This window comes from Sphingomonas zeicaulis, from assembly GCF_050433225.1.
GTDB classification, from domain to species: domain Bacteria; phylum Pseudomonadota; class Alphaproteobacteria; order Sphingomonadales; family Sphingomonadaceae; genus Sphingomonas_D; species Sphingomonas_D zeicaulis.
Window position 1 is genome coordinate 447,915 of sequence record NZ_JBNPXQ010000002.1, and the last position, 18,063, is coordinate 465,977.

Annotated in this window: 20 protein-coding genes; 18 read left to right on the top strand and 2 right to left on the bottom strand. The window is 65.6% G+C overall.

Annotated features, from left to right (window positions below):
* The first annotated feature begins 50 nt into the window (after positions 1–50).
* The 5 genes from FHS96_RS11200 to FHS96_RS11220 all read left to right on the top strand — a co-directional run bounded on the left by FHS96_RS11200 (position 51) and on the right by FHS96_RS11220 (position 6,067).
* Positions 51–569, top strand: a complete 519-nt coding sequence (locus tag FHS96_RS11200) for a 2Fe-2S iron-sulfur cluster-binding protein (protein WP_429590871.1) — start codon at positions 51–53, stop codon at positions 567–569.
* Positions 566–1,552 (top strand): FAD binding domain-containing protein, encoded by a 987-nt coding sequence (locus FHS96_RS11205; protein ID WP_429590874.1) that lies wholly within the window; start codon positions 566–568, stop codon positions 1,550–1,552. Before FHS96_RS11200 ends, FHS96_RS11205 begins: the two co-directional genes overlap by 4 nt.
* A complete protein-coding gene (locus FHS96_RS11210) occupies positions 1,549–3,840 on the top strand; it encodes a xanthine dehydrogenase family protein molybdopterin-binding subunit (RefSeq protein WP_429590877.1) in 2,292 nt (763 codons plus the stop codon). The genes FHS96_RS11205 and FHS96_RS11210 overlap by 4 nt, the downstream gene beginning before the upstream one ends.
* 170 nt (positions 3,841–4,010) lie before the next feature.
* On the top strand, positions 4,011–4,919 hold the full coding sequence (locus FHS96_RS11215) for a class I fructose-bisphosphate aldolase (protein ID WP_429590880.1): 909 nt from the start codon (positions 4,011–4,013) through the stop codon (positions 4,917–4,919).
* 119 nt (positions 4,920–5,038) lie between these two features.
* The gene (locus FHS96_RS11220) at positions 5,039–6,067 is read left to right on the top strand and encodes a hypothetical protein (protein WP_429590883.1); all 1,029 of its coding nucleotides are present in this window, start codon (positions 5,039–5,041) and stop codon (positions 6,065–6,067) included.
* A 22-nt stretch (positions 6,068–6,089) separates the two neighbouring features.
* Here FHS96_RS11220 and FHS96_RS11225 read toward each other — a convergent pair whose 3' ends face one another.
* Positions 6,090–6,419 (bottom strand): SMR family transporter, encoded by a 330-nt coding sequence (locus FHS96_RS11225; protein WP_429591774.1) that lies wholly within the window; start codon positions 6,417–6,419, stop codon positions 6,090–6,092.
* A 101-nt stretch (positions 6,420–6,520) separates the two neighbouring features.
* Here FHS96_RS11225 and thiE point away from each other — a divergent pair, with 101 nt between their 5' ends.
* Positions 6,521–7,240 carry a thiamine phosphate synthase gene (gene thiE, locus FHS96_RS11230; protein WP_429590886.1) on the top strand — a complete coding sequence of 240 codons (720 nt, stop codon included), beginning with the start codon at positions 6,521–6,523 and terminating at the stop codon, positions 7,238–7,240.
* 17 nt (positions 7,241–7,257) lie between these two features.
* On the opposite strand, the gene FHS96_RS11235 is transcribed toward thiE, so the two are convergent.
* Entirely contained in the window at positions 7,258–7,482 is a 225-nt protein-coding gene (locus tag FHS96_RS11235) for a hypothetical protein (protein ID WP_429590889.1), read from the bottom strand.
* An 11-nt stretch (positions 7,483–7,493) separates the two neighbouring features.
* On the opposite strand from FHS96_RS11235, the gene FHS96_RS11240 reads away from it, so the two are divergent.
* The 12 genes from FHS96_RS11240 to nuoH all read left to right on the top strand — a co-directional run bounded on the left by FHS96_RS11240 (position 7,494) and on the right by nuoH (position 18,053).
* The gene (locus FHS96_RS11240) at positions 7,494–7,649 is read left to right on the top strand and encodes a hypothetical protein (RefSeq protein WP_429590891.1); all 156 of its coding nucleotides are present in this window, start codon (positions 7,494–7,496) and stop codon (positions 7,647–7,649) included.
* A gap of 38 nt (positions 7,650–7,687) precedes the next feature.
* Positions 7,688–8,251, top strand: coding sequence for an elongation factor P (gene efp / locus FHS96_RS11245; RefSeq protein ID WP_429590894.1), 564 nt, complete (start codon positions 7,688–7,690; stop codon positions 8,249–8,251).
* A gap of 127 nt (positions 8,252–8,378) precedes the next feature.
* Entirely contained in the window at positions 8,379–9,203 is an 825-nt protein-coding gene (locus FHS96_RS11250) for an inositol monophosphatase family protein (protein WP_429590897.1), read from the top strand.
* 117 nt (positions 9,204–9,320) lie between these two features.
* Complete coding sequence (locus FHS96_RS11255; RefSeq protein ID WP_429590900.1) at positions 9,321–9,815, top strand: YbjN domain-containing protein; 495 nt, start codon at positions 9,321–9,323, stop codon at positions 9,813–9,815.
* Positions 9,816–9,946: 131 nt separating this feature from the next.
* A complete protein-coding gene (gene ndhC / locus FHS96_RS11260) occupies positions 9,947–10,339 on the top strand; it encodes an NADH-quinone oxidoreductase subunit A (RefSeq protein ID WP_025294491.1) in 393 nt (130 codons plus the stop codon).
* Positions 10,330–10,881 carry a NuoB/complex I 20 kDa subunit family protein gene (locus tag FHS96_RS11265; RefSeq protein WP_429590903.1) on the top strand — a complete coding sequence of 184 codons (552 nt, stop codon included), beginning with the start codon at positions 10,330–10,332 and terminating at the stop codon, positions 10,879–10,881. The genes ndhC and FHS96_RS11265 overlap by 10 nt, the downstream gene beginning before the upstream one ends.
* A complete protein-coding gene (locus FHS96_RS11270) occupies positions 10,878–11,732 on the top strand; it encodes an NADH-quinone oxidoreductase subunit C (protein ID WP_429590906.1) in 855 nt (284 codons plus the stop codon). The genes FHS96_RS11265 and FHS96_RS11270 overlap by 4 nt, the downstream gene beginning before the upstream one ends.
* Complete coding sequence (locus FHS96_RS11275) at positions 11,732–12,967, top strand: NADH-quinone oxidoreductase subunit D (RefSeq protein WP_429590909.1); 1,236 nt, start codon at positions 11,732–11,734, stop codon at positions 12,965–12,967. The genes FHS96_RS11270 and FHS96_RS11275 overlap by 1 nt, the downstream gene beginning before the upstream one ends.
* A 35-nt stretch (positions 12,968–13,002) precedes the next feature.
* Positions 13,003–13,668 carry an NADH-quinone oxidoreductase subunit NuoE gene (gene nuoE, locus FHS96_RS11280; RefSeq protein WP_429590912.1) on the top strand — a complete coding sequence of 222 codons (666 nt, stop codon included), beginning with the start codon at positions 13,003–13,005 and terminating at the stop codon, positions 13,666–13,668.
* Positions 13,669–14,967 carry an NADH-quinone oxidoreductase subunit NuoF gene (gene nuoF, locus FHS96_RS11285; RefSeq protein WP_429590915.1) on the top strand — a complete coding sequence of 433 codons (1,299 nt, stop codon included), beginning with the start codon at positions 13,669–13,671 and terminating at the stop codon, positions 14,965–14,967.
* A 36-nt stretch (positions 14,968–15,003) separates the two neighbouring features.
* The gene (gene nuoG / locus FHS96_RS11290) at positions 15,004–17,013 is read left to right on the top strand and encodes an NADH-quinone oxidoreductase subunit NuoG (RefSeq protein ID WP_429590917.1); all 2,010 of its coding nucleotides are present in this window, start codon (positions 15,004–15,006) and stop codon (positions 17,011–17,013) included.
* Positions 17,010–18,053 (top strand): NADH-quinone oxidoreductase subunit NuoH, encoded by a 1,044-nt coding sequence (gene nuoH, locus FHS96_RS11295; protein ID WP_429590920.1) that lies wholly within the window; start codon positions 17,010–17,012, stop codon positions 18,051–18,053. The genes nuoG and nuoH overlap by 4 nt, the downstream gene beginning before the upstream one ends.
* The last annotated feature ends 10 nt before the right edge of the window (positions 18,054–18,063 follow it).

Below are 18,063 nucleotides of genomic sequence, written 5' to 3' on the forward strand. Positions count from 1 at the left end.
TCTCCCTCCGGCGCCATCAGCCGGCGTCCCTCATGGCGGAGGCAGATTCCATGCAGTTCACCATCAATGGCGAGGCGGTCGACATCGAGGTCGATCCCCGGACCTCGCTGCTCGACCTGTTGCGCGACCATCTCGGGCTGACCGGGGCCAAGAAGGGATGCAATCAGGGAGCGTGCGGGGCGTGCACATTGCTGGTGGATGGCGAACGCATCAATGGCTGCCTCGCGCTCGCGATCCAGTATCAGGGGCGGAGCATCGTCTCGGTCGAGGGTCTTGCCGACCGCGAGGGACTGCATCCGCTGCAGCGTGCCTTCATCGGCCATGACGGTTTCCAGTGCGGGTATTGCACCCCCGGCCAGCTCTGCTCTGCGGTCGCGATGGCCGGGGAAGTGGCGCGTGGCCTGCCGAGCAATGTCACGCCGGATCTTTCCGCTGAGACGATCCCGCTCGACCATGACGAGCTGCGCGAGCGGATGAGCGGCAATCTCTGCCGTTGCGGCGCCTATAACGGCATCGTCGCCGCCATCGCCGAAACCTACGCCCGGCCGCATGCGGAGCCGGTGGCATGACCCCGTTTGTCTATGACCGTGCCGCCGATCCTGCCGCCGCGATCCGCAAGGGTGCGCTTGCCGGTTCCAAATATCTCGGCGGCGGCACCAATCTCGTCGACCTGATGCGCGAGGGTATCGAGACACCGGACCGGCTCATCGACGTTTCCGGCCTCTCCGCTGATATCGCTGATACGCCCGATGGCGGGCTGCTGATCGGCGCAGCAGCGAAGAACAGCGCGGTCGTCGGCGATCGTCGCGTGCGCACGCGCTATCCCTTGATCGCCCGCGCGATCCTCGCCGGCGCCTCGGCCCAGATACGCAATATGGCGACGGTGGGCGGCAACATTCTCCAGCGCACCCGCTGCCTCTATTTCTATGACGAGGCCGCGGCCTGCAACAAACGCGCGGCCGGCGCGGGGTGTGATGCGATCGAGGGCTTCAATCGAATGAACGCAATCCTTGGTGCATCGTCGGCTTGCGTGGCGACGCATCCTTCGGACATGTGCGTGGCGCTGGCCGCGCTCGATGCCACGGTGCATCTCGATGGGACGGACGGCGTGCGCAGCCTGGCTTTCGGTGATTTTCATCGCTTGCCCGGGAACACGCCGGATCAGGAAACCGTGTTGCGGCCCGGCGAACTGATCACCGCGATCGAAGTGCCGCCGCTGCCCTTCGCGACGCGTTCCGCCTATCGCAAGGTGCGCGATCGCGCGAGCTACGCCTTCGCGCTGGTCTCGGTTGCCGCCGCGCTCGATCTCGATGCCGACGGCAGGATCCGCGACGCGCGCCTGGCGCTGGGCGGCGTCGCGCACAAACCCTGGCGCGCGACTGCGGCGGAAGCGCGTCTGCGCGGCGAGAAGGCCTCGCCCGCCCTGTTCGAGGCGGCAGCGGATGCGGAGCTCGGGCAGGCGGTGCCGCTCGCCCACAACGCTTTCAAGATCGATCTGGCGAAGCGAACGATCGCGGCCGTGCTGGCCGGCCTGGCGGGAGACGCAGCATGACGATGATGGACATCATGAAGGTCGCGCTGCGCTATGTGCCGGATGCCCTGCTGCCCGGCACCACGCCCGCTCCGCTGCGCGCGCAGCACGGCCATGTCGGTGCGCCGGTCTCGCGGCTCGACGGCACCCTCAAGGTTCAGGGGCAGGCGCGCTTTGCCGCGGAAGTGGAAATGGAGGGGGTGCTGCATGCCGCCATCGTCCATTCCCGCATCGCACGCGGCCGGATTGCGACGATCGACACGAGCATCGCAGAGGCGGCGCCCGGCGTCGCGTTGGTGATGACGTACAAGAACGCGCCGCGGCTCAACCGGCCCAAGGCCTTCATGGAAGGCTCCGGCGTTTCCGGCAGCAACCTGCCGGTGATGCAGGACGCGTCGATCCACTGGAACGGCGAGGCCGTGGCGGTCGTGCTTGCCGAAACGCCCGAACAGGCGGACCATGCCGCCAGCCTGGTTGATGTAACCTATGATGCGGAGCCGGCGAACACCGCCTTCGGCGCCGCGAAACCGCAGGCCAGGCATCCCGCCTCGATTCTCGGCGAGGCGCCGGTGCTCGAGATTGGCGATGCGGAGGCAGCGCTCGCGGCGTCGGCGGTCAGGGTCGATCAGGTTTATCGCACCCCGCGCCACAACCATAATGCGATCGAACTCCACGCCGCGACGGTGCGATGGGAGGACGAGACGCTGATCCTGCATGATGCCACGCAGATGATCAGCCCGACCGCCGCCAATGTCGCCGAAATCTTCGGGCTCCAGCCGGAGCAGGTGCGGGTCAGCTCCCCCTTTGTCGGCGGCGGTTTCGGCGGCAAGGGTCTCTGGACGCACCAGATCCTGGCAGCGGCGGCATCGAAGCTGGCCGGTCGCCCGGTGAGGCTCGTGCTCAGCCGGGAAGGGGTCTATCGGCTGATCGGCGGGCGAACCTTGACCGAGCAGCGCGTCGCGCTCGGCGCTAACCTAGACGGCACGCTGTCGGCACTGATCCATGGCGGCACCGTCGCGATGACTGCGAACAACGACTGCCCCGAGCAATTCACCTTCCCGGCGCGGCACCTCTACGCGGCGGAGAGCTTCCGGCTGGAGCAGAAGATCACCGAACTCGACATGCTGGCCAACACCTTCATGCGCGCGCCGGGGGAATCGGTCGGCACCTTCGCGCTCGAATCCGCGCTGGATGAGTTGGCGTTCGAGCTCGGCGTGGACCCGATCGAGCTTCGCCGCCGGATCGAGCCGGAAAAGGATCCGACCAGCGGCAACGCGTTCTCAGCACGGCATCTGTTGAAGGCCTATGCCGATGGCGCGGCCCGTTTCGGCTGGGACAAGCGCAATCCGGTCCCCGGCAGCCGGCGCGAGGGCGAATGGCTGATCGGCATGGGCGTCGCCACCGGCACCTATCCCTATTACCGGATGCCGGGCAACGCCGCACGGCTGCGGCTGGATGCGGACGGCACCGCGACCGTCTCCACCGCCGCGCACGAGATGGGCATGGGCACCGCGACCGTCCAGGCGCAACATGTCGCCGACCGGCTCGGCCTCGCGCTGGAGGATGTGACCTTCGAATATGGCGAGAGCGGCCTGCCCGCGGGCGCAACGGCCGGCGGCTCCTCGCAGACCGCCGCGACGCTGGCGGCGGTGATCGCGGCTGCGGAAGCGGTAATCGCCGAACTGCTCAAGCTTGCCGGGAATGACAGCCCGCTCGCCGGCCTCAAGCCCGATGAGGTGGTCGCGCGCGATGGCGGGCTCGCCTATGCCGGGGACGCAACGCGCTTCGAAACCTATGCCTCGATCCTCGCACGCGCGCAGCGCCCTTCGGTCGAGGCAGAGGAAGCCGCGCCGATGCCGCTGGAGCTGATGAAATATTCGATGCACTCGACCGCTGCGCAATTCGCCGAGGTGGGGGTGAACGCGATCACCGGCGAGGTGCGCGTCCGGCGCTTCCTCGGCTCCTTCGATTGCGGCCGTATCCTCAACCCCAAGACTGCGGCCAGCCAGTTCCGCGGCGGCATCATCATGGGCATCGGGCTGGCGCTGACCGAGGCCACGGAATTCGACGAACGCAGTGGCCGGATCATGAACCCCAGCCTCGCCGAATATCATGTGCCGGTGCATCTCGACGTGCCGGAGATCGACGTGATCTGGACCGACGAACCCGATCCGCACACCCCGCTAGGCGCCCGCGGCATCGGCGAGATCGGCATTACCGGCACCGCAGCCGCCATCGCCAACGCGATCTTCAATGCGACGGGAAAACGGATCAGGGAACTGCCGATCACGCTGGACAAGTTGCTTTAGGCCTAGCTCGATCGCCATAATGGCGGGCCGCGGTCAGCGCCCCGGCGCGTGCCTCGTCTTCTGTGATCTGGGTTAGGCCCTGGGAAAGCTGTGGCTGCCGCCCCTGTTGCGGCGCAGCAACGGCGTGGCTATCAGGCCCGACGCAGACACAAGCAACACAGGGGATTCCGATGACGCCGACGGTTAAGGCCATTCTCGCGAATTACGAGTCCGACAATCCCGGCGTGAAGGCCAACCTCGCCCGCATCCTGATGCAGGGCAAACTGGGCGGCACCGGCAAGCTGATCATCCTGCCGGTGGATCAGGGCTTCGAGCACGGCCCGGCGCGCAGCTTCTCGGTCAATGCGCCGGCCTACGACCCGCATTACCATTTCCAGCTCGCGATCGACGCCGGCCTGTCGGCCTATGCCGCGCCGCTCGGCATGCTCGAAGCGGGCGCCGCGACCTTCGCGGGCCAGATCCCGACGATCCTCAAGGTCAACAGCTCCAACAGCTGGGCCACCGGCATCAACCAGGCGGTGACCGGCGGCGTCGACGACGCGCTGCGCCTCGGCTGCTCGGCAATCGGCTTCACCATCTATCCGGGCGCCGACGACGTGTTCGACATGATGGAAGAGATCAAGGAAATGTCGGCGGAGGCCAAGTCGGTCGGCATCGCCACCGTGATCTGGTCATACCCGCGCGGCGGCGTGCTGCCCAAGAGCGGCGAGCTGGCGCTCGACGTTGGCGCCTATGCCGCGCACATGGCGGCCTTGCTTGGCGCGCACATCATCAAGGTGAAGCTGCCGACCGACCATATCGAGCAGAAGGATGCCAAGAAGGCCTATGAGGGCTTCGACGGCTCCACCCAGGCGAAGCGCGTCGCGCATGTCGTGCAGAGCTGCTTCGCCGGCCGCCGCATCGTGGTCTTCTCGGGCGGTGCTGCCAAGGGTGCCGACGCGGTCTACCAGGACGCGATCGACATTCGCGACGGTGGCGGCAACGGCTCGATCATCGGCCGCAACACCTTTCAGCGCGAGCGCGGCGAAGCGCTGGCGATGCTCGACAAGCTCGTCCGCATCTACAAGGGCGAGGAATAAGTTCGGCGCGGGCGGCGCGTCCGCGTCGCCGCCCGCTCGACTGCGGCCGCCTGATCGGCCAGAACGACCCCCGGGGTGCGCCGACTCGGCGCGAACGGGGGTTTTTCTTTATGAAGCGAATGCGGTTATGCGCCGCGGCGCTGGCGTGCGTGATTGCCCAGCCCGCAGTGGCGCAAATGCGGCAGGGCGATGCGGCGGTCATCTCCGAGGCGGAGGCGGCGGCCGCCGTGGAGGCATCGCACAGTGGCGTTGCCGCCTACGGCGCGTGGCTGCTGCGCCTGAACAAGGCGATCGATCCCGCGATCAGCGGGCTCCGCGGAATGCAGGGCAAGTGGCAGGAGATGAGCCGCACTTCTTCCCCCGCCGTTGCCGGAAAATTGCTGCGCCCGGCGCTGGCTGGGGTAAAGGCGCGTATCGCTACGTCCATTGCCGACCTGAAGGCGCTCGATCGACCGGATGTCAGCGCGCTCGAGCTCGATGCGGATATTCAGCCAGACGCTCTGGTGGCGCAGACGCTCACCCTGCTGACGCAGTTCGACAGCCTGGTCGACACGATGGACGGCGTGGCTGCGGCGATGATCGCGGGCAATGCGAAAGCGGCCGAGGCGGGGACGAAGGAGATCTTCGTCGCGGCCCGGTTGATCTACGACACGCAGACGACCCTGACCAACGCCTTTCTGGCTACGGCCGCACCCGATCGGGCGGAATATGATACGCTTCTGATCGAAAGAACCTTCTTCGCGATCGGCAGCCGGGTGATCCTCGCGGCCGAAAGAATCGCGAAGGCGCAGACCGATGGCTCCCTGCCCGCCGATCTCGAGCGGTTCGCGGCGGAACTCGATCGGATCGCGGCGCGCGGCAGGGGCAGGGTGGTTACGGAACTGGCCGACCTGGAGGAGCAGCAGGCACGTGACCATGTCTCGGATGATGCTGGCAAGATTCTGGCGAAGGCGATTGCCGTTACCGCGTCCCAGCGCGAAGCCTTCGCCATCGCCGAGCGCTTTGCCGCCGACATCCGGCTGAAAGCCGCCGGCTTGCGCAAGGCGCGAACGCCGCAGGCAGTGTTCGGCATGGCCGGTCTGCTGGCGCCCGTGCGGCAGCAGTTCGATCAGGTCGCGATCCAGCAGGCAGCGATCATGGCGCAATGACCTGCGCGGCACGCGCCGCAGGTCAGTGCGCGGCCGCCTTCGAGAACAGGTTCATCACCACCACGCCGGCGATGATCAGGCCCATGCCGATGATCGCCGGCGCGTCGAGCCTCTGGCCCTGAAAGATCCACGCGACCGTGGCGATCAGCACGATGCCGATGCCTGACCAGAGCGCGTAGGCGATGCCCGTCGGCACATCGCGCAAGGTGAGCGACAGGCAGTAGAAGGCCACGCCATAGCCCGCGATCGTGATGACCGAAGGCACCAGCCGCGAGAAGCCGGCGGATTGCTTGAGGAAGGAAGTCGCCGTCACCTCGGCAACGATCGCGATCAGCAGGTAGAGATAGGCCATGGCGGCGGTGTAGCGTGCCGGCACACGCGGGCAACCGGCGCCGGCTTGACCGCCGCCGCGTGGCGGGGGAAGGGGCGCGGATCAGCGCAAGGGAGTGTGGCATGCAGAACGGAACCGATGCGGGCGAGGGCGACCTGCCGGCGATCGAGGACGAACTCAGGCTCGACCCCGGCTTTGCCGATCGCTTCGAGCGTGACGACCGGCGGCCGCGCTGCCAGCTCTATCTGATCTCGCCGACCGATGTTTCGGGCGATTTCGCCGACCGGTTGGCGCGTGCGCTTGATGCCGCGCCGGTCGCGGCGTTCCAGTTCCGGGTGAAGGGCGTCGACCAGCATCAGGCGGCGCGGCTGGCGGAGCCGCTGCAGAAGATCTGCGCCGCGCGCGAGGTGGCGTTCATCGTCAACGACAGCGCGGCGCTGGCGAAGCGGCTGGGCGCGGACGGCGTCCACCTGGGGCAGGATGATGGCGATCCGCGCGAGGCGCGGCAGATGCTGGGGCCCGACGTGCAGATCGGCGTCACCTGCCATGACAGCCGACATCTCGCCATGGCGGCAGGGGAGGCGGGTGCCGATTATGTCGCGTTCGGCGCCTTCTATCCGACGACCACCAAGGAAACGAAGCATCGTCCCGAACTGTCGATCCTGAGCTGGTGGACGACTTTGTTCGAACTGCCCTGCGTCGCGATCGGCGGCATCACCCCGGTCAATGCGCCGCCGCTGGTCGCGGCCGGTGCCGACTTCCTCGCGGTGAGCGGCGCAGTATGGAATGCGCCTGAAGGCGAGGCGGCGGCAGTGCAGGCGTTCGCGGCGGCGCTTGGCTGAGCGCCGCCGCCTGAAGATCAGGCCTGCGGCCGCGGGGCCGGGATGCGGGTGGCGGCGGCCACGAAGCGCGCCTGAAATTCGGCGGTGGTCGGCAGCGCGCGGCAGTCGCGGCGCGGCGCCGGTTCGGCCGGGCAAAGCTTTCCGAACAGGCCCGCCGCCGGCGGCGGGCGGCGCACGGGCACCGAACCGCGTACCGATTTCTCACCCGGACGCGACTCGCGCCCCTTCTCACACTCCGACATTATGCGCTCCGATGATCCATGATCGCCGCCTCAACGGGCAGCCCTCGTTGCGGTTGCAATACGCGATTCGGGTGACGGGATATTGGACAGAAGCGACCGAATGGCTGGCGCAGGGCCCGTTTTCCCCCGCGGTCACCATGCTTGCTGTTGACGGCGCCGAAGAGTAAAGGCCGCACCCGGCTCTTTTCAACATCGTGAGACGAACATGAAGATCAGCGGCGTGGACATTCGTCCCGGCAACATCATCGAATATGAGGGCGGGCTGTGGCGCGCCGTGAAGATCCAGCACACCCAGCCCGGCAAGGGTGGCGCCTACATGCAGGTGGAGCTGAAGAATCTGATCGACGGACGCAAGAACAATGTCCGTTTCCGCTCGGCCGAGACGGTGGAGCGCGTGCGTCTCGACACCAAGGATTTCCAGTTCCTGTTCGCCGACGGCGATCAGCTGACCTTCATGGACAAGGACAATTACGACCAGGTCACGCTCGACAAGGGCATCCTGGGCGATGCCGCGGCCTTCCTGCAGGATGGCATGGACGTGGTGATGGAGCTTTATGACGAGCGCCCGATCAGCGTGCAGCTGCCCGACCAGATCGAAGCGACCATCGTCGAGGCCGACGCCGTCGTGAAGGGCCAGACCGCGTCTTCCAGCTACAAGCCTGCCGTGCTCGACAATGGCGTGCGGGTGATGGTGCCGCCGCATATTTCGGCCGGCACTCGCATCGTCGTGGACGTCTACGAGCAGACCTACGTCAAGCGGGCCGACTGATAGATCCCCCTCCCGCTTGCGGGAGGGGTTAGGGGAGGGCCTGTCCGCCGCCCCTTCAACTCACTGACACGCCCTCCCCCGACCCCTCCCGCAAGCGGGAGGGAAGGCAGGGTCAAGGAAAATACCCATGGTTTCGCATTCCGGCCTTCTGACCATCATGGAGCGTGCGGCGCGCAAGGCGGCGCCGCGATTGCGGCGTGACTTCAACGAGGTCCAGAACCTCCAGGTCTCGCGCAAGGGGCCGGCGGACTTTGTGTCGATGGCCGACAAGCAGGCCGAACAGACGCTCTATGAAGAGCTCAAGAAGGCGCGGCCCGATTGGGGCTTCCTGCTCGAGGAAGGCGGCGAGATCGAAGGTGATCCCGACAAGCCCCGCTGGATCATCGATCCACTCGACGGCACCAGCAACTTCCTGCACGGCATCCCGCATTTCTCGATCGCGATCGCGGTCGAGGATCCGCGCGGCGCCGGCGGCAAGCCCGAGATCACCCACGGTCTCGTCTATCAGCCGCTGACCGATGAGAGCTTCTGGGCGGAAAAGGGCCGTGGTGCCTGGCTGCAGGATCGCCGCCTGCGTGTTTCCGCGCGTCGTGATCTTGCCGATTCGCTGATTGCCACAGGCATCCCCTTCCTCGGCCATGGCGACTTCAAGACGTGGAGCGCGATCTTCGCCGCGATCGCCCCGGAAGTGGCGGGCATCCGCCGGCTGGGCTCGGCCGCGCTCGACCTCGCCTGGGTTGCCGCAGGCCGGTTCGACGGGTTCTGGGAAAGCCATCTCAAGCCGTGGGACGCGGCGGCTGGTATCCTGCTCGTCCGCGAAGCCGGCGGCTTCGTGACCGATTATCGCGGCGGAGACCGCCCGATCGACCGGCGCGAGCTGCTTGCGGCGAACGACAGCCTGCATTCCAAATTGCACAAGCTGGTCGGTGGCGCGCTGAAGGGCCTGCGCTGACCATCGGCCACCGGCGGCGTTGTAATTGCCGGCCGGCGGGGGCATGCTGGAAACAGAATAAAACGGAGAGGCGCCATGAGGCGGTCGCACGCGTATTTCATCGCGACGCCATGCGCATTGGCACTGCTGCTGATGTCGCATTCGGCTGGCGCCCAATCCGATCCGTTCGAACCGAAAACTGCGCCATCGGCTCCGGCGCGGCCGTCCGGGGAGCGCAACGTCGGTGCCGAACTGGACACGCTGGCCGCGTTGCTGACCGGCCAGGGTTTCAAAGCCGATGTGGCGCCCGAGCAGAATGGCATGCCGCACATCTTCAGCAGCGCGGCAGGCTCCGCTTTTGCCGTCATCCTTATGGGATGCACGGAGAATCGCGATTGCTCCACCGTGCAATTTTATGCCGATTATGATGCCGCGGGTGCGACGCTGGAAGCGCTCAACGGCTGGAACGCGTCCAACCGGTTCGCTCGCGCCTATCTGGATCCGGCAGGCAAAGCTGTGATTGAAATGGATGTTAATCTTGCCAAGGGCGGCGTTGCGCGCGACAATCTGGCAGACAGTGTCGAGGAATGGATCCGCCTGATGGCGTCGTTCAAACGGCATATCGGCGCCTGAGCAAAAGCCCGCGATTTAGCGCGGTTTTGCGAGTCATTCTCACATCCCGAAGCCTTGCTTCGCACGTGCAGCAGTCCTAAAGCCGGCTCCGAAAAAGCCGCGGGCCAGCGGTATATTCCGGAGAAAGTCGCATGGCGTCCGTCGCCGCTGGATATCTGCCTATCTTATTGTTCCTTGGCGTCGCCCTGCTGCTCTCGACGGCCTTCGTGTTCCTGCCGATGATCGCCGCGCGGTTCACCGGCGCACACAAGCCTTCTCCGGAAAAGCTGACCGAATATGAGTGCGGCTTCCCCGCGTTCGAGGACTCGCGCAGCCAGTTCGACGTTCGCTTCTATCTCGTTGCCATCCTGTTCATCATCTTCGACCTCGAAGCTGCCTTTCTTTTCCCGTGGGCGGTCTCGCTGGGCAAGGAAGCGGATGGCGGGATCGGCTGGGCCGGTTGGATTGCCATGATGATTTTCCTTGCCGAGTTGGTGCTCGGCTACATTTACGCCTGGAAGAAGGGGGCGCTCGAATGGGAGTAGAATTGACGCCCCAGACCCGTATGCCGGTGGCTCCCGGCACGGATCCCGATCCCGCCTTTTTCCAGGATTTGAACGCGGAATTGGGTGACAAGGGTTTCCTCGTCACCTCGACCGAAGAGCTGTTCCAATGGGCCCGCACCGGCTCGCTGTGGTGGATGACTTTCGGCCTCGCCTGCTGCGCGGTCGAGATGATCCACGTGAACATGCCGCGTTACGACATGGAGCGTTTCGGTGCCGCGCCGCGCGCGTCGCCGCGCCAGTCGGACGTGATGATCGTTGCCGGCACGCTGTGCAACAAGATGGCGCCTGCGCTTCGCCGGGTTTACGACCAGATGTCGGAGCCGAAATACGTCATCTCGATGGGCAGCTGCGCCAACGGTGGCGGCTATTATCACTATAGCTACAGCGTCGTACGCGGTTGCGACCGCATCGTGCCGGTCGATATCTACGTGCCCGGTTGCCCGCCGACCGCCGAGGCCTTGCTCTACGGCATCATGCAATTGCAGCGGAAGATCCGCCGCGCAGGGACGATCGAACGGTGAGCAACAGTCCCGCCCCCGTCCACGCGCCCAATGACGGCGTAATCGATGCCGCCCGTGCCGCGATCGGCGCGGCGCTGATCGATGCCTATGATCTGGTCGGTGAGATCTCGCTCGTCGTCGAGCGTACTGCGCTTTTCGACGCGATGATCGCGCTGCGTGACGATCCGGCGCTGCAGTATCAGCAGCTGATGGAGATCGCCGGCGTCGACTATCCGGATCGCGCGGAGCGGTTCGAGGTCTGCTACCACTTGTTGTCGGTCACCAAGAACCATCGCGTCCGCGTGAAGGTGATGACCGACGAGGAGAAGCCGGTGCCGTCCGTCACTGCGATCTGGCCGGTCGCCGGCTGGCTCGAGCGTGAGGTGTACGACATGTACGGCGTGCTGTTCGAAGGCAATTCGGACCTGCGCCGCATCCTCACCGACTATGGCTTTCGTGGTCATCCGCAGCGCAAGGACTTCCCGCTGACCGGCTATGTCGAGCTGCGCTATTCCGAGGAAGAGAAGCGCGTCGTCTATGAGCCGGTGAAGCTGGCGCAGGATTTCCGTACCTTCGACTTCACCTCGCCATGGGAAGGCGCGGAATATGTGCTGCCCGGCGACGAGAAGGCCAAGCTGCCGGAAGCCAAAGGTGCGCCGACTCCGCTGAAGGCAGACGAGATCGCGAAGGCCGACGCCGCGGAGACGCCGAAGGCGCTTCCCCCGGGCACGCCGAAGACGACCGACGAAAAGAGAGACACCGGTGCGGGCGAGCCCGCCAACACAATCGCCGCCAACGAATCGGGCGAAGGCAAGCCCGGCGACGATGGCGACGAGCCGAAGACGGTGATCAAGCCCAAGGGTGACCAGTGATGGCGAGCCATCTCGAAGAGCTGGAAGCACATGTCACGGCGGCGGATCCGACGCCGGGCGATGTCGAGATCCAGAACTACACGATCAATTTCGGCCCGCAGCACCCTGCCGCGCACGGCGTGCTGCGCCTGGTAATGGAGCTGGACGGCGAGATCGTCGAGCGGTGCGACCCGCATGTCGGGCTGCTCCATCGCGGCACCGAGAAACTGATCGAGTACAAGACTTATCTACAGGCGCTGCCCTATTTCGACCGGCTGGACTATTGTTCGCCGCTCGGCATGGAGCACAGCTATGTCCTCGCAGTCGAGAAGCTGCTCGACCTGGAAGTGCCGCTGCGTGCGCAATATCTGCGCACCTTCTTCGCCGAGTTGACCCGCATCTCCAATCACATGCTCAACCTGGGCAGCCATGTGATGGACGTGGGTGCGATGACGCCGAACCTGTGGCTGTTCGAGATCCGCGAGGACTGCCTCAACTTTTTCGAGCGCGTTTCCGGCGCACGCATGCACTCGGCGTGGTTCCGTCCCGGCGGCGTGCACCAGGATGCGCCGCTCAAGCTGCTCGCCGACATCGGCGACTGGCTCGACACGCGCCTGCCGCGCCTGTTCGAGGATGCGATCAGCCTGGTGGCCGACAACCGCATCTTCAAGCAGCGCAACGTCGACATCGCCGTGGTGAGCAAGGAAGACGCGCTGAAGTGGGGCTTCTCCGGCCCGATGATCCGCGGTTCCGGCATCCCCTGGGACATCCGCAAGTCGCAGCCTTACGACGTCTATGCGAAGATGGACTTCGACGTTCCCGTCGGCACCAGCGGCGATTGCTATGATCGCTTCATGGTGCGCGTGGAGGAGGTTCGTCAATCCGCGCGGATCATGAAGCAGTGCCTGGCCGAGATGCCCGACGGGCCGATCGCCAGCTTCGATCGTAAGGTTGTGCCGCCGAAGCGCGGTGAGATGAAGCGCTCGATGGAAGCGCTGATCCACCACTTCAAGCTCTACACCGAAGGCTTCCACGTCCCCGCGGGCGAAGTCTATGTCGCGACCGAAAGCCCCAAGGGTGAGTTCGGCGTGTATCTGGTGTCGGACGGCAGCAACAAGCCGTACCGCTGCAAGATCCGCCCGACCGCGTTCAGCCACCTGCAGGCGATGGACTTCCTGATGAAGGGCCACATGCTGGCGGACACCACCGCGGTGCTGGGTGCGATGGATATCGTGTTCGGGGAGTGCGACCGGTGATGGCGACCCCCTATTTTCAGGCATCGGAGCGTTAATTGGCCGACGCAGCTCATATTCCGGACGAGGCGGAAACGCGCGCGCGCTGGGGCGCGTTCCAGTGGACGCCCGAAAACGCCGCCCAGGCGAAGACCGTTATCGCCCGCTACCCCGAGGGCCGGCAGGCGTCCGCGCTGATGCCGCTGCTTGATCTCGCGCAGCGTCAGGTGGGTGCCGAAACGAACACGCAGGGCTGGCTTCCGGTTCCCGTGATTGAGTTCGTCGCGGCGCAGCTCGACATGCCCTATATCCGCGCGTTCGAGGTCGCGACCTTCTACACGATGTACAATCTGGCGCCGGTCGGCCGCTATCATGTGCAGGTCTGCGGCACGACGCCGTGCATGCTGCGTGGGTCGGACGACGTAATGTCGGCTTGCAAGAATCGCGGCCTCGCCAAGGGCAAGACCACGCCGGATGGCCTGTTCACCTTGACCGAGGTCGAGTGCCTGGGCGCGTGCACCAACGCGCCGATGGTCCAGATCAACGACGATAATTTCGAAGACCTGGATTATGACAGCATGACCGCGATCCTCGACGCGCTCGCGGCCGGCGGTTCGCCCAAGGCGGGCCCGCAGAACGGCCGCCAGACGAGCTGCCCCGAAGGCGGCCCGACCACCCTCACGGAGATGGTCTCCGAGAATCATGACTATCGGGGGGGCTGGTAAATGCTCGCCGACAAGGATCGGATCTTCACCAATCTCTACGGTTTCCAGCCGTGGAATGTCGACGCGGCGATCAAGCGCGGCGACTGGGACGATACCAAGGCGCTGATGGCGCGCGGCCAGGACGCGATCATCGACGAGATCAAGGCGTCGGGCTTGCGCGGTCGCGGCGGCGCGGGCTTCCCGACCGGCATGAAGTGGAGCTTCATGCCCAAGGAACCGCGCGACGGTCGGCCGAACTTCCTCGTCATCAACGCGGACGAGTCCGAGCCGGGTTCGTGCAAGGACCGCGAGATCATCCGCCACGATCCGCACAAGCTGATCGAGGGCGCGTTGATCGCGGGCTATGCGATGCGCGCGCGCGCTGCCTACATCTATATCCGCGGCGAGTTCATCCGCGAGGCCGAGACCCTGTTCGCCGCAGTCGCCGAGGCGTATGACCGCGGCTTCATCGGCAAGAACGCGTCGGGCTCCGGCTATGATTTCGACGTGTTCGTCCATCGCGGCGCCGGCGCCTATATCTGCGGCGAAGAAACGGCGATGCTGGAAAGCCTCGAGGGCAAGAAGGGCCAGCCGCGCCTGAAGCCGCCGTTCCCGGCGGGTGCCGGCCTTTATGGCTGCCCGACCACGGTGAACAATGTGGAGAGCATCGCGGTCACGCCGACGATCCTCCGCCGCGGGGCGCCCTGGTTCAAGGGCTTCGGCAATGAGAACAATGCCGGCACCAAGCTGTTCCAGATCTCCGGCCATGTGAACAAGCCGTGCGTTGTCGAAGAGGCGATGTCGATCCCGTTCCGCGAACTGATCGAGAAGCATGCCGGCGGCATCCGCGGCGGGTGGGACAATCTGCTGGCGGTGATCCCGGGCGGTTCTTCGGTGCCGCTGGTGCCCGCCGCGCAGATCATGGACGCGCCGATGGATTTCGACGGCCTCAAGGCGCTGGGCTCCGGCCTCGGCACCGCCGCGATCATCGTCATGGACAAGTCGACCGACGTCGTCCGCGCGATCAGCCGCATCAGCTATTTCTACAAGCATGAGAGCTGCGGCCAGTGCACACCGTGCCGCGAGGGCACCGGCTGGATGTGGCGCGTAATGGAACGGCTGCGCACCGGCGACGCCGACGCGAGCGAGATCGACACCTTGTTCGAGGTGACCAAGCAGGTTGAGGGCCACACCATTTGCGCGCTCGGCGACGCCGCTGCGTGGCCGATCCAGGGCCTCATCCGCCACTTCCGCCCCGAAATCGAACGCCGCATCGCCGACAAGCGCGGGCCGGCGCCGATGATGGAGGCGGCCGAGTGATCAACCAGTCCGTATTTCTGTTCGACGAGGCCGTGAATGCCTAAGCTCAAAGTCGATGGCATCGAGGTCGAAGTCCCGGCCGGCGCCACCGTGCTCCAGGCCTGCGAGGCCGCGGGCAAGGAAATTCCCCGTTTCTGTTATCATGAGCGGCTGTCGATCGCCGGCAACTGCCGCATGTGCCTTGTCGAGGTGAAGCCGGGGCCGCCGAAGCCGCAGGCGTCGTGCGCGCTGCCCGCCGCCGACAATCAGGAGGTCCGTACGGACAGCCCGATGGTCAAGAAGGCGCGCGAAGGCGTGATGGAATTCCTTCTCATCAACCACCCGCTCGACTGCCCGATCTGCGATCAGGGCGGCGAGTGCGACCTGCAGGACCAGTCGGTCGCCTATGGCAAGGGCCATAGCCGCTACGACGAGAACAAGCGGGCGGTTACAGAGAAGTATATGGGTCCCATCGTCAAGACGGTGATGACCCGCTGCATCCAGTGCACGCGCTGCGTGCGCTTCGCCGAGGAAGTGGCCGGCGTCGAGGAAATCGGCGCGGTCTATCGCGGCGAGAACATGCAGATCACCTCCTATATGGAGAAGGCTGTCACGTCCGAGTTGTCGGGCAATGTCGTCGATCTGTGCCCGGTCGGCGCGCTCACCTCGAAGCCCTATGCGTTCGAGGCGCGTCCGTGGGAACTGCGCAAGACGCCGTCGATCGACGTCATGGACGCGGTCGGCACCAACATCCGTATCGACAGCCGCGGCCGCCAGGTTCTTCGCGTGCTCCCGCGCGTCAATGACGATGTCAACGAGGAGTGGGCGAGCGATAAGACCCGCCACGCGGTCGACGGCCTTGTCCGCAAGCGGCTCGACCGTCCGTTCGTGCGCGGTGCCGACGGCAAGTTGGCGCCGGCGACCTGGGAAGAGGCTTTCAAGGCGATCGCCGCCGTAAACGCCGGTTCGAGCGTCGCCGCGATCGCGGGAGACTATGTCGAGGCAGAGGTGATGTACGCCGCCAAGGCGCTGCTCGCCTCGCTCGGTTCGGATCTGCTAGAAGGCCGTCAGACTGGTCTCGCCTATGACGTGTCGAGCCTCTCGGCGGTCAACTTCAACACAACCATCGCCGGTATCGAGACCGCCGATGCGATCCTGATCGTGGGCTCCAACCTGCGCTGGGAAGCGCCGCTGGTGAACACCCGGATCCGCAAGGCGATCAAGAAGGGCGCCAAGGTCTATGGCATCGGCACCCCCGTCGATCTCACCTACAAGGTCGAGTGGCTGGGTGATGATATGAGCGTGCTGACCAGCCTGCCGCAGGCGGTTGCCGACCTGTTCGGCAAGGCCGAGCGTCCCGCGATCATCGTCGGCGGCGGCGCGCTCAAGCTTGATGGCGTGCATGGCGCGGCGCTGGCGTTCGCGAGCCAGTTCAACCTCGTGCGTGATGGCTGGAACGGCTTCAACGTTCTGCACTTCTCGGCCAGCCGGATGGCGGGGCTGGTGCTCGGCTATGCACAGACCGGCGGCATTGCCACGGTCGCCGCGCAGGCGCCGAAGCTGCTGTTCCTGCTGGGTGCTGACGAGGTGGATTTCACCGCCTTCGGCTCGTCCTTCAAGGTCTATGTCGGCCATCATGGCGACAAGGGCGCACATGTGGCGGACGTGATCCTGCCGGGTGCGGCCTACACCGAGAAGAGCGGCACCTGGATGAACCTGGAAGGGCGCGTTCAGCGCGGCGAGCGCGCGGTGTTCCCACCGGGCGACGCGCGCGAGGACTGGACGATCTTCCGCGCGCTTTCGGACGTGCTCGGCAAGACCCTGCCGTTCGATACGCTCGGCGCGCTGCGCGCGAAGATGGGCGCGGCGCATGCGGAGCTTGCCGAGGAAGGTCTCGTCACCTTCCCGTGGGCGCCGCCGTCGCTGCCGGCCAGCCCCTCGGGCGTCGCCGGCTATCCGATCAAGGATTTCTATCTGACCGGCTCGATCGGCCGCGCCAGCCCGACGATGCAGCGCTGCTCGGCCGAGCTGCTGCATGGTGAGCAGTTCCTGGAGGCCGCGGAATGACCGCCTGGTTCCAATCTTTCCTCGGTTTCGGATTCGGCTGGTTCGTCTCCACCTTGATCGGCATCCTGCTGATCGCTTTGCCGCTGATGCTGGCGGTGGCGATGATCATCTATGCCGACCGCAAGATCTGGGCGGCGATGGCGCTGCGCCGCGGGCCGAACGTGGTCGGCCCGCTCGGCCTGCTGCAGAGCTTTGCGGACGGCCTGAAGGTGTTCCTGCAGGAAACCATCATCCCGACCGCCGCGAACAAGGGCCTGTTCCTGCTGGCGCCGATCATCTTCTTCACGGTCGCGCTGCTCGCGTGGGCGGTGATCCCGTTCCAGGCTGGGGTGGTGCTGGCGAACATCAACGTCGCCCTGCTCTATATCCTCGCGATCTCCTCGATCGGCGTCTACGGCGTGATCATCTCGGGCTGGGCGTCCAACTCGAAATATCCGTTCTATTCGGCGCTGCGCGCGGCCGCGCAGATGGTGAGCTACGAAGTCTCGATCGGCTTCGTGCTGATCTCGGTGGTGCTGTGGGCGGGTTCGTTCAACCTGTCGACGATCGTCGAGGCGCAGCAGGCGCACATCTTCGGCTTCATCAACGGCTTCGGCTTCAATCCGCTGCTGTTCCCGATGGCCATTGTCTTCCTGATCTCGGCGATGGCCGAAACCGCGCGCGCGCCGTTCGACCTTACCGAAGCGGAAAGCGAGCTCGTCGCCGGTTATCAGACCGAATATTCGTCGATGGCGTTCGCGCTGTTCTGGCTCGGCGAATATGGCAACGTGCTGCTGATGTGCGCGCTCAACGCGACGCTGTTCTGGGGCGGCTGGCTGCCGCCGGTCGATTGGGCGCCGCTTTATGCCGTTCCGGGGATCATCTGGCTGTTCGCCAAGATCCTGTTCTTCTTCTTCGTCTTCTCATGGGTGAAGGCAACGGTCCCGCGCTACCGCTACGACCAGTTGATGCGACTGGGCTGGAAGATCTTCCTGCCGCTGTCGCTCCTCTGGGTGTTCCTGGTGTCGGGCTACCTGATGCTGACGCGGTGGATGGTCTGATGTCCACGCA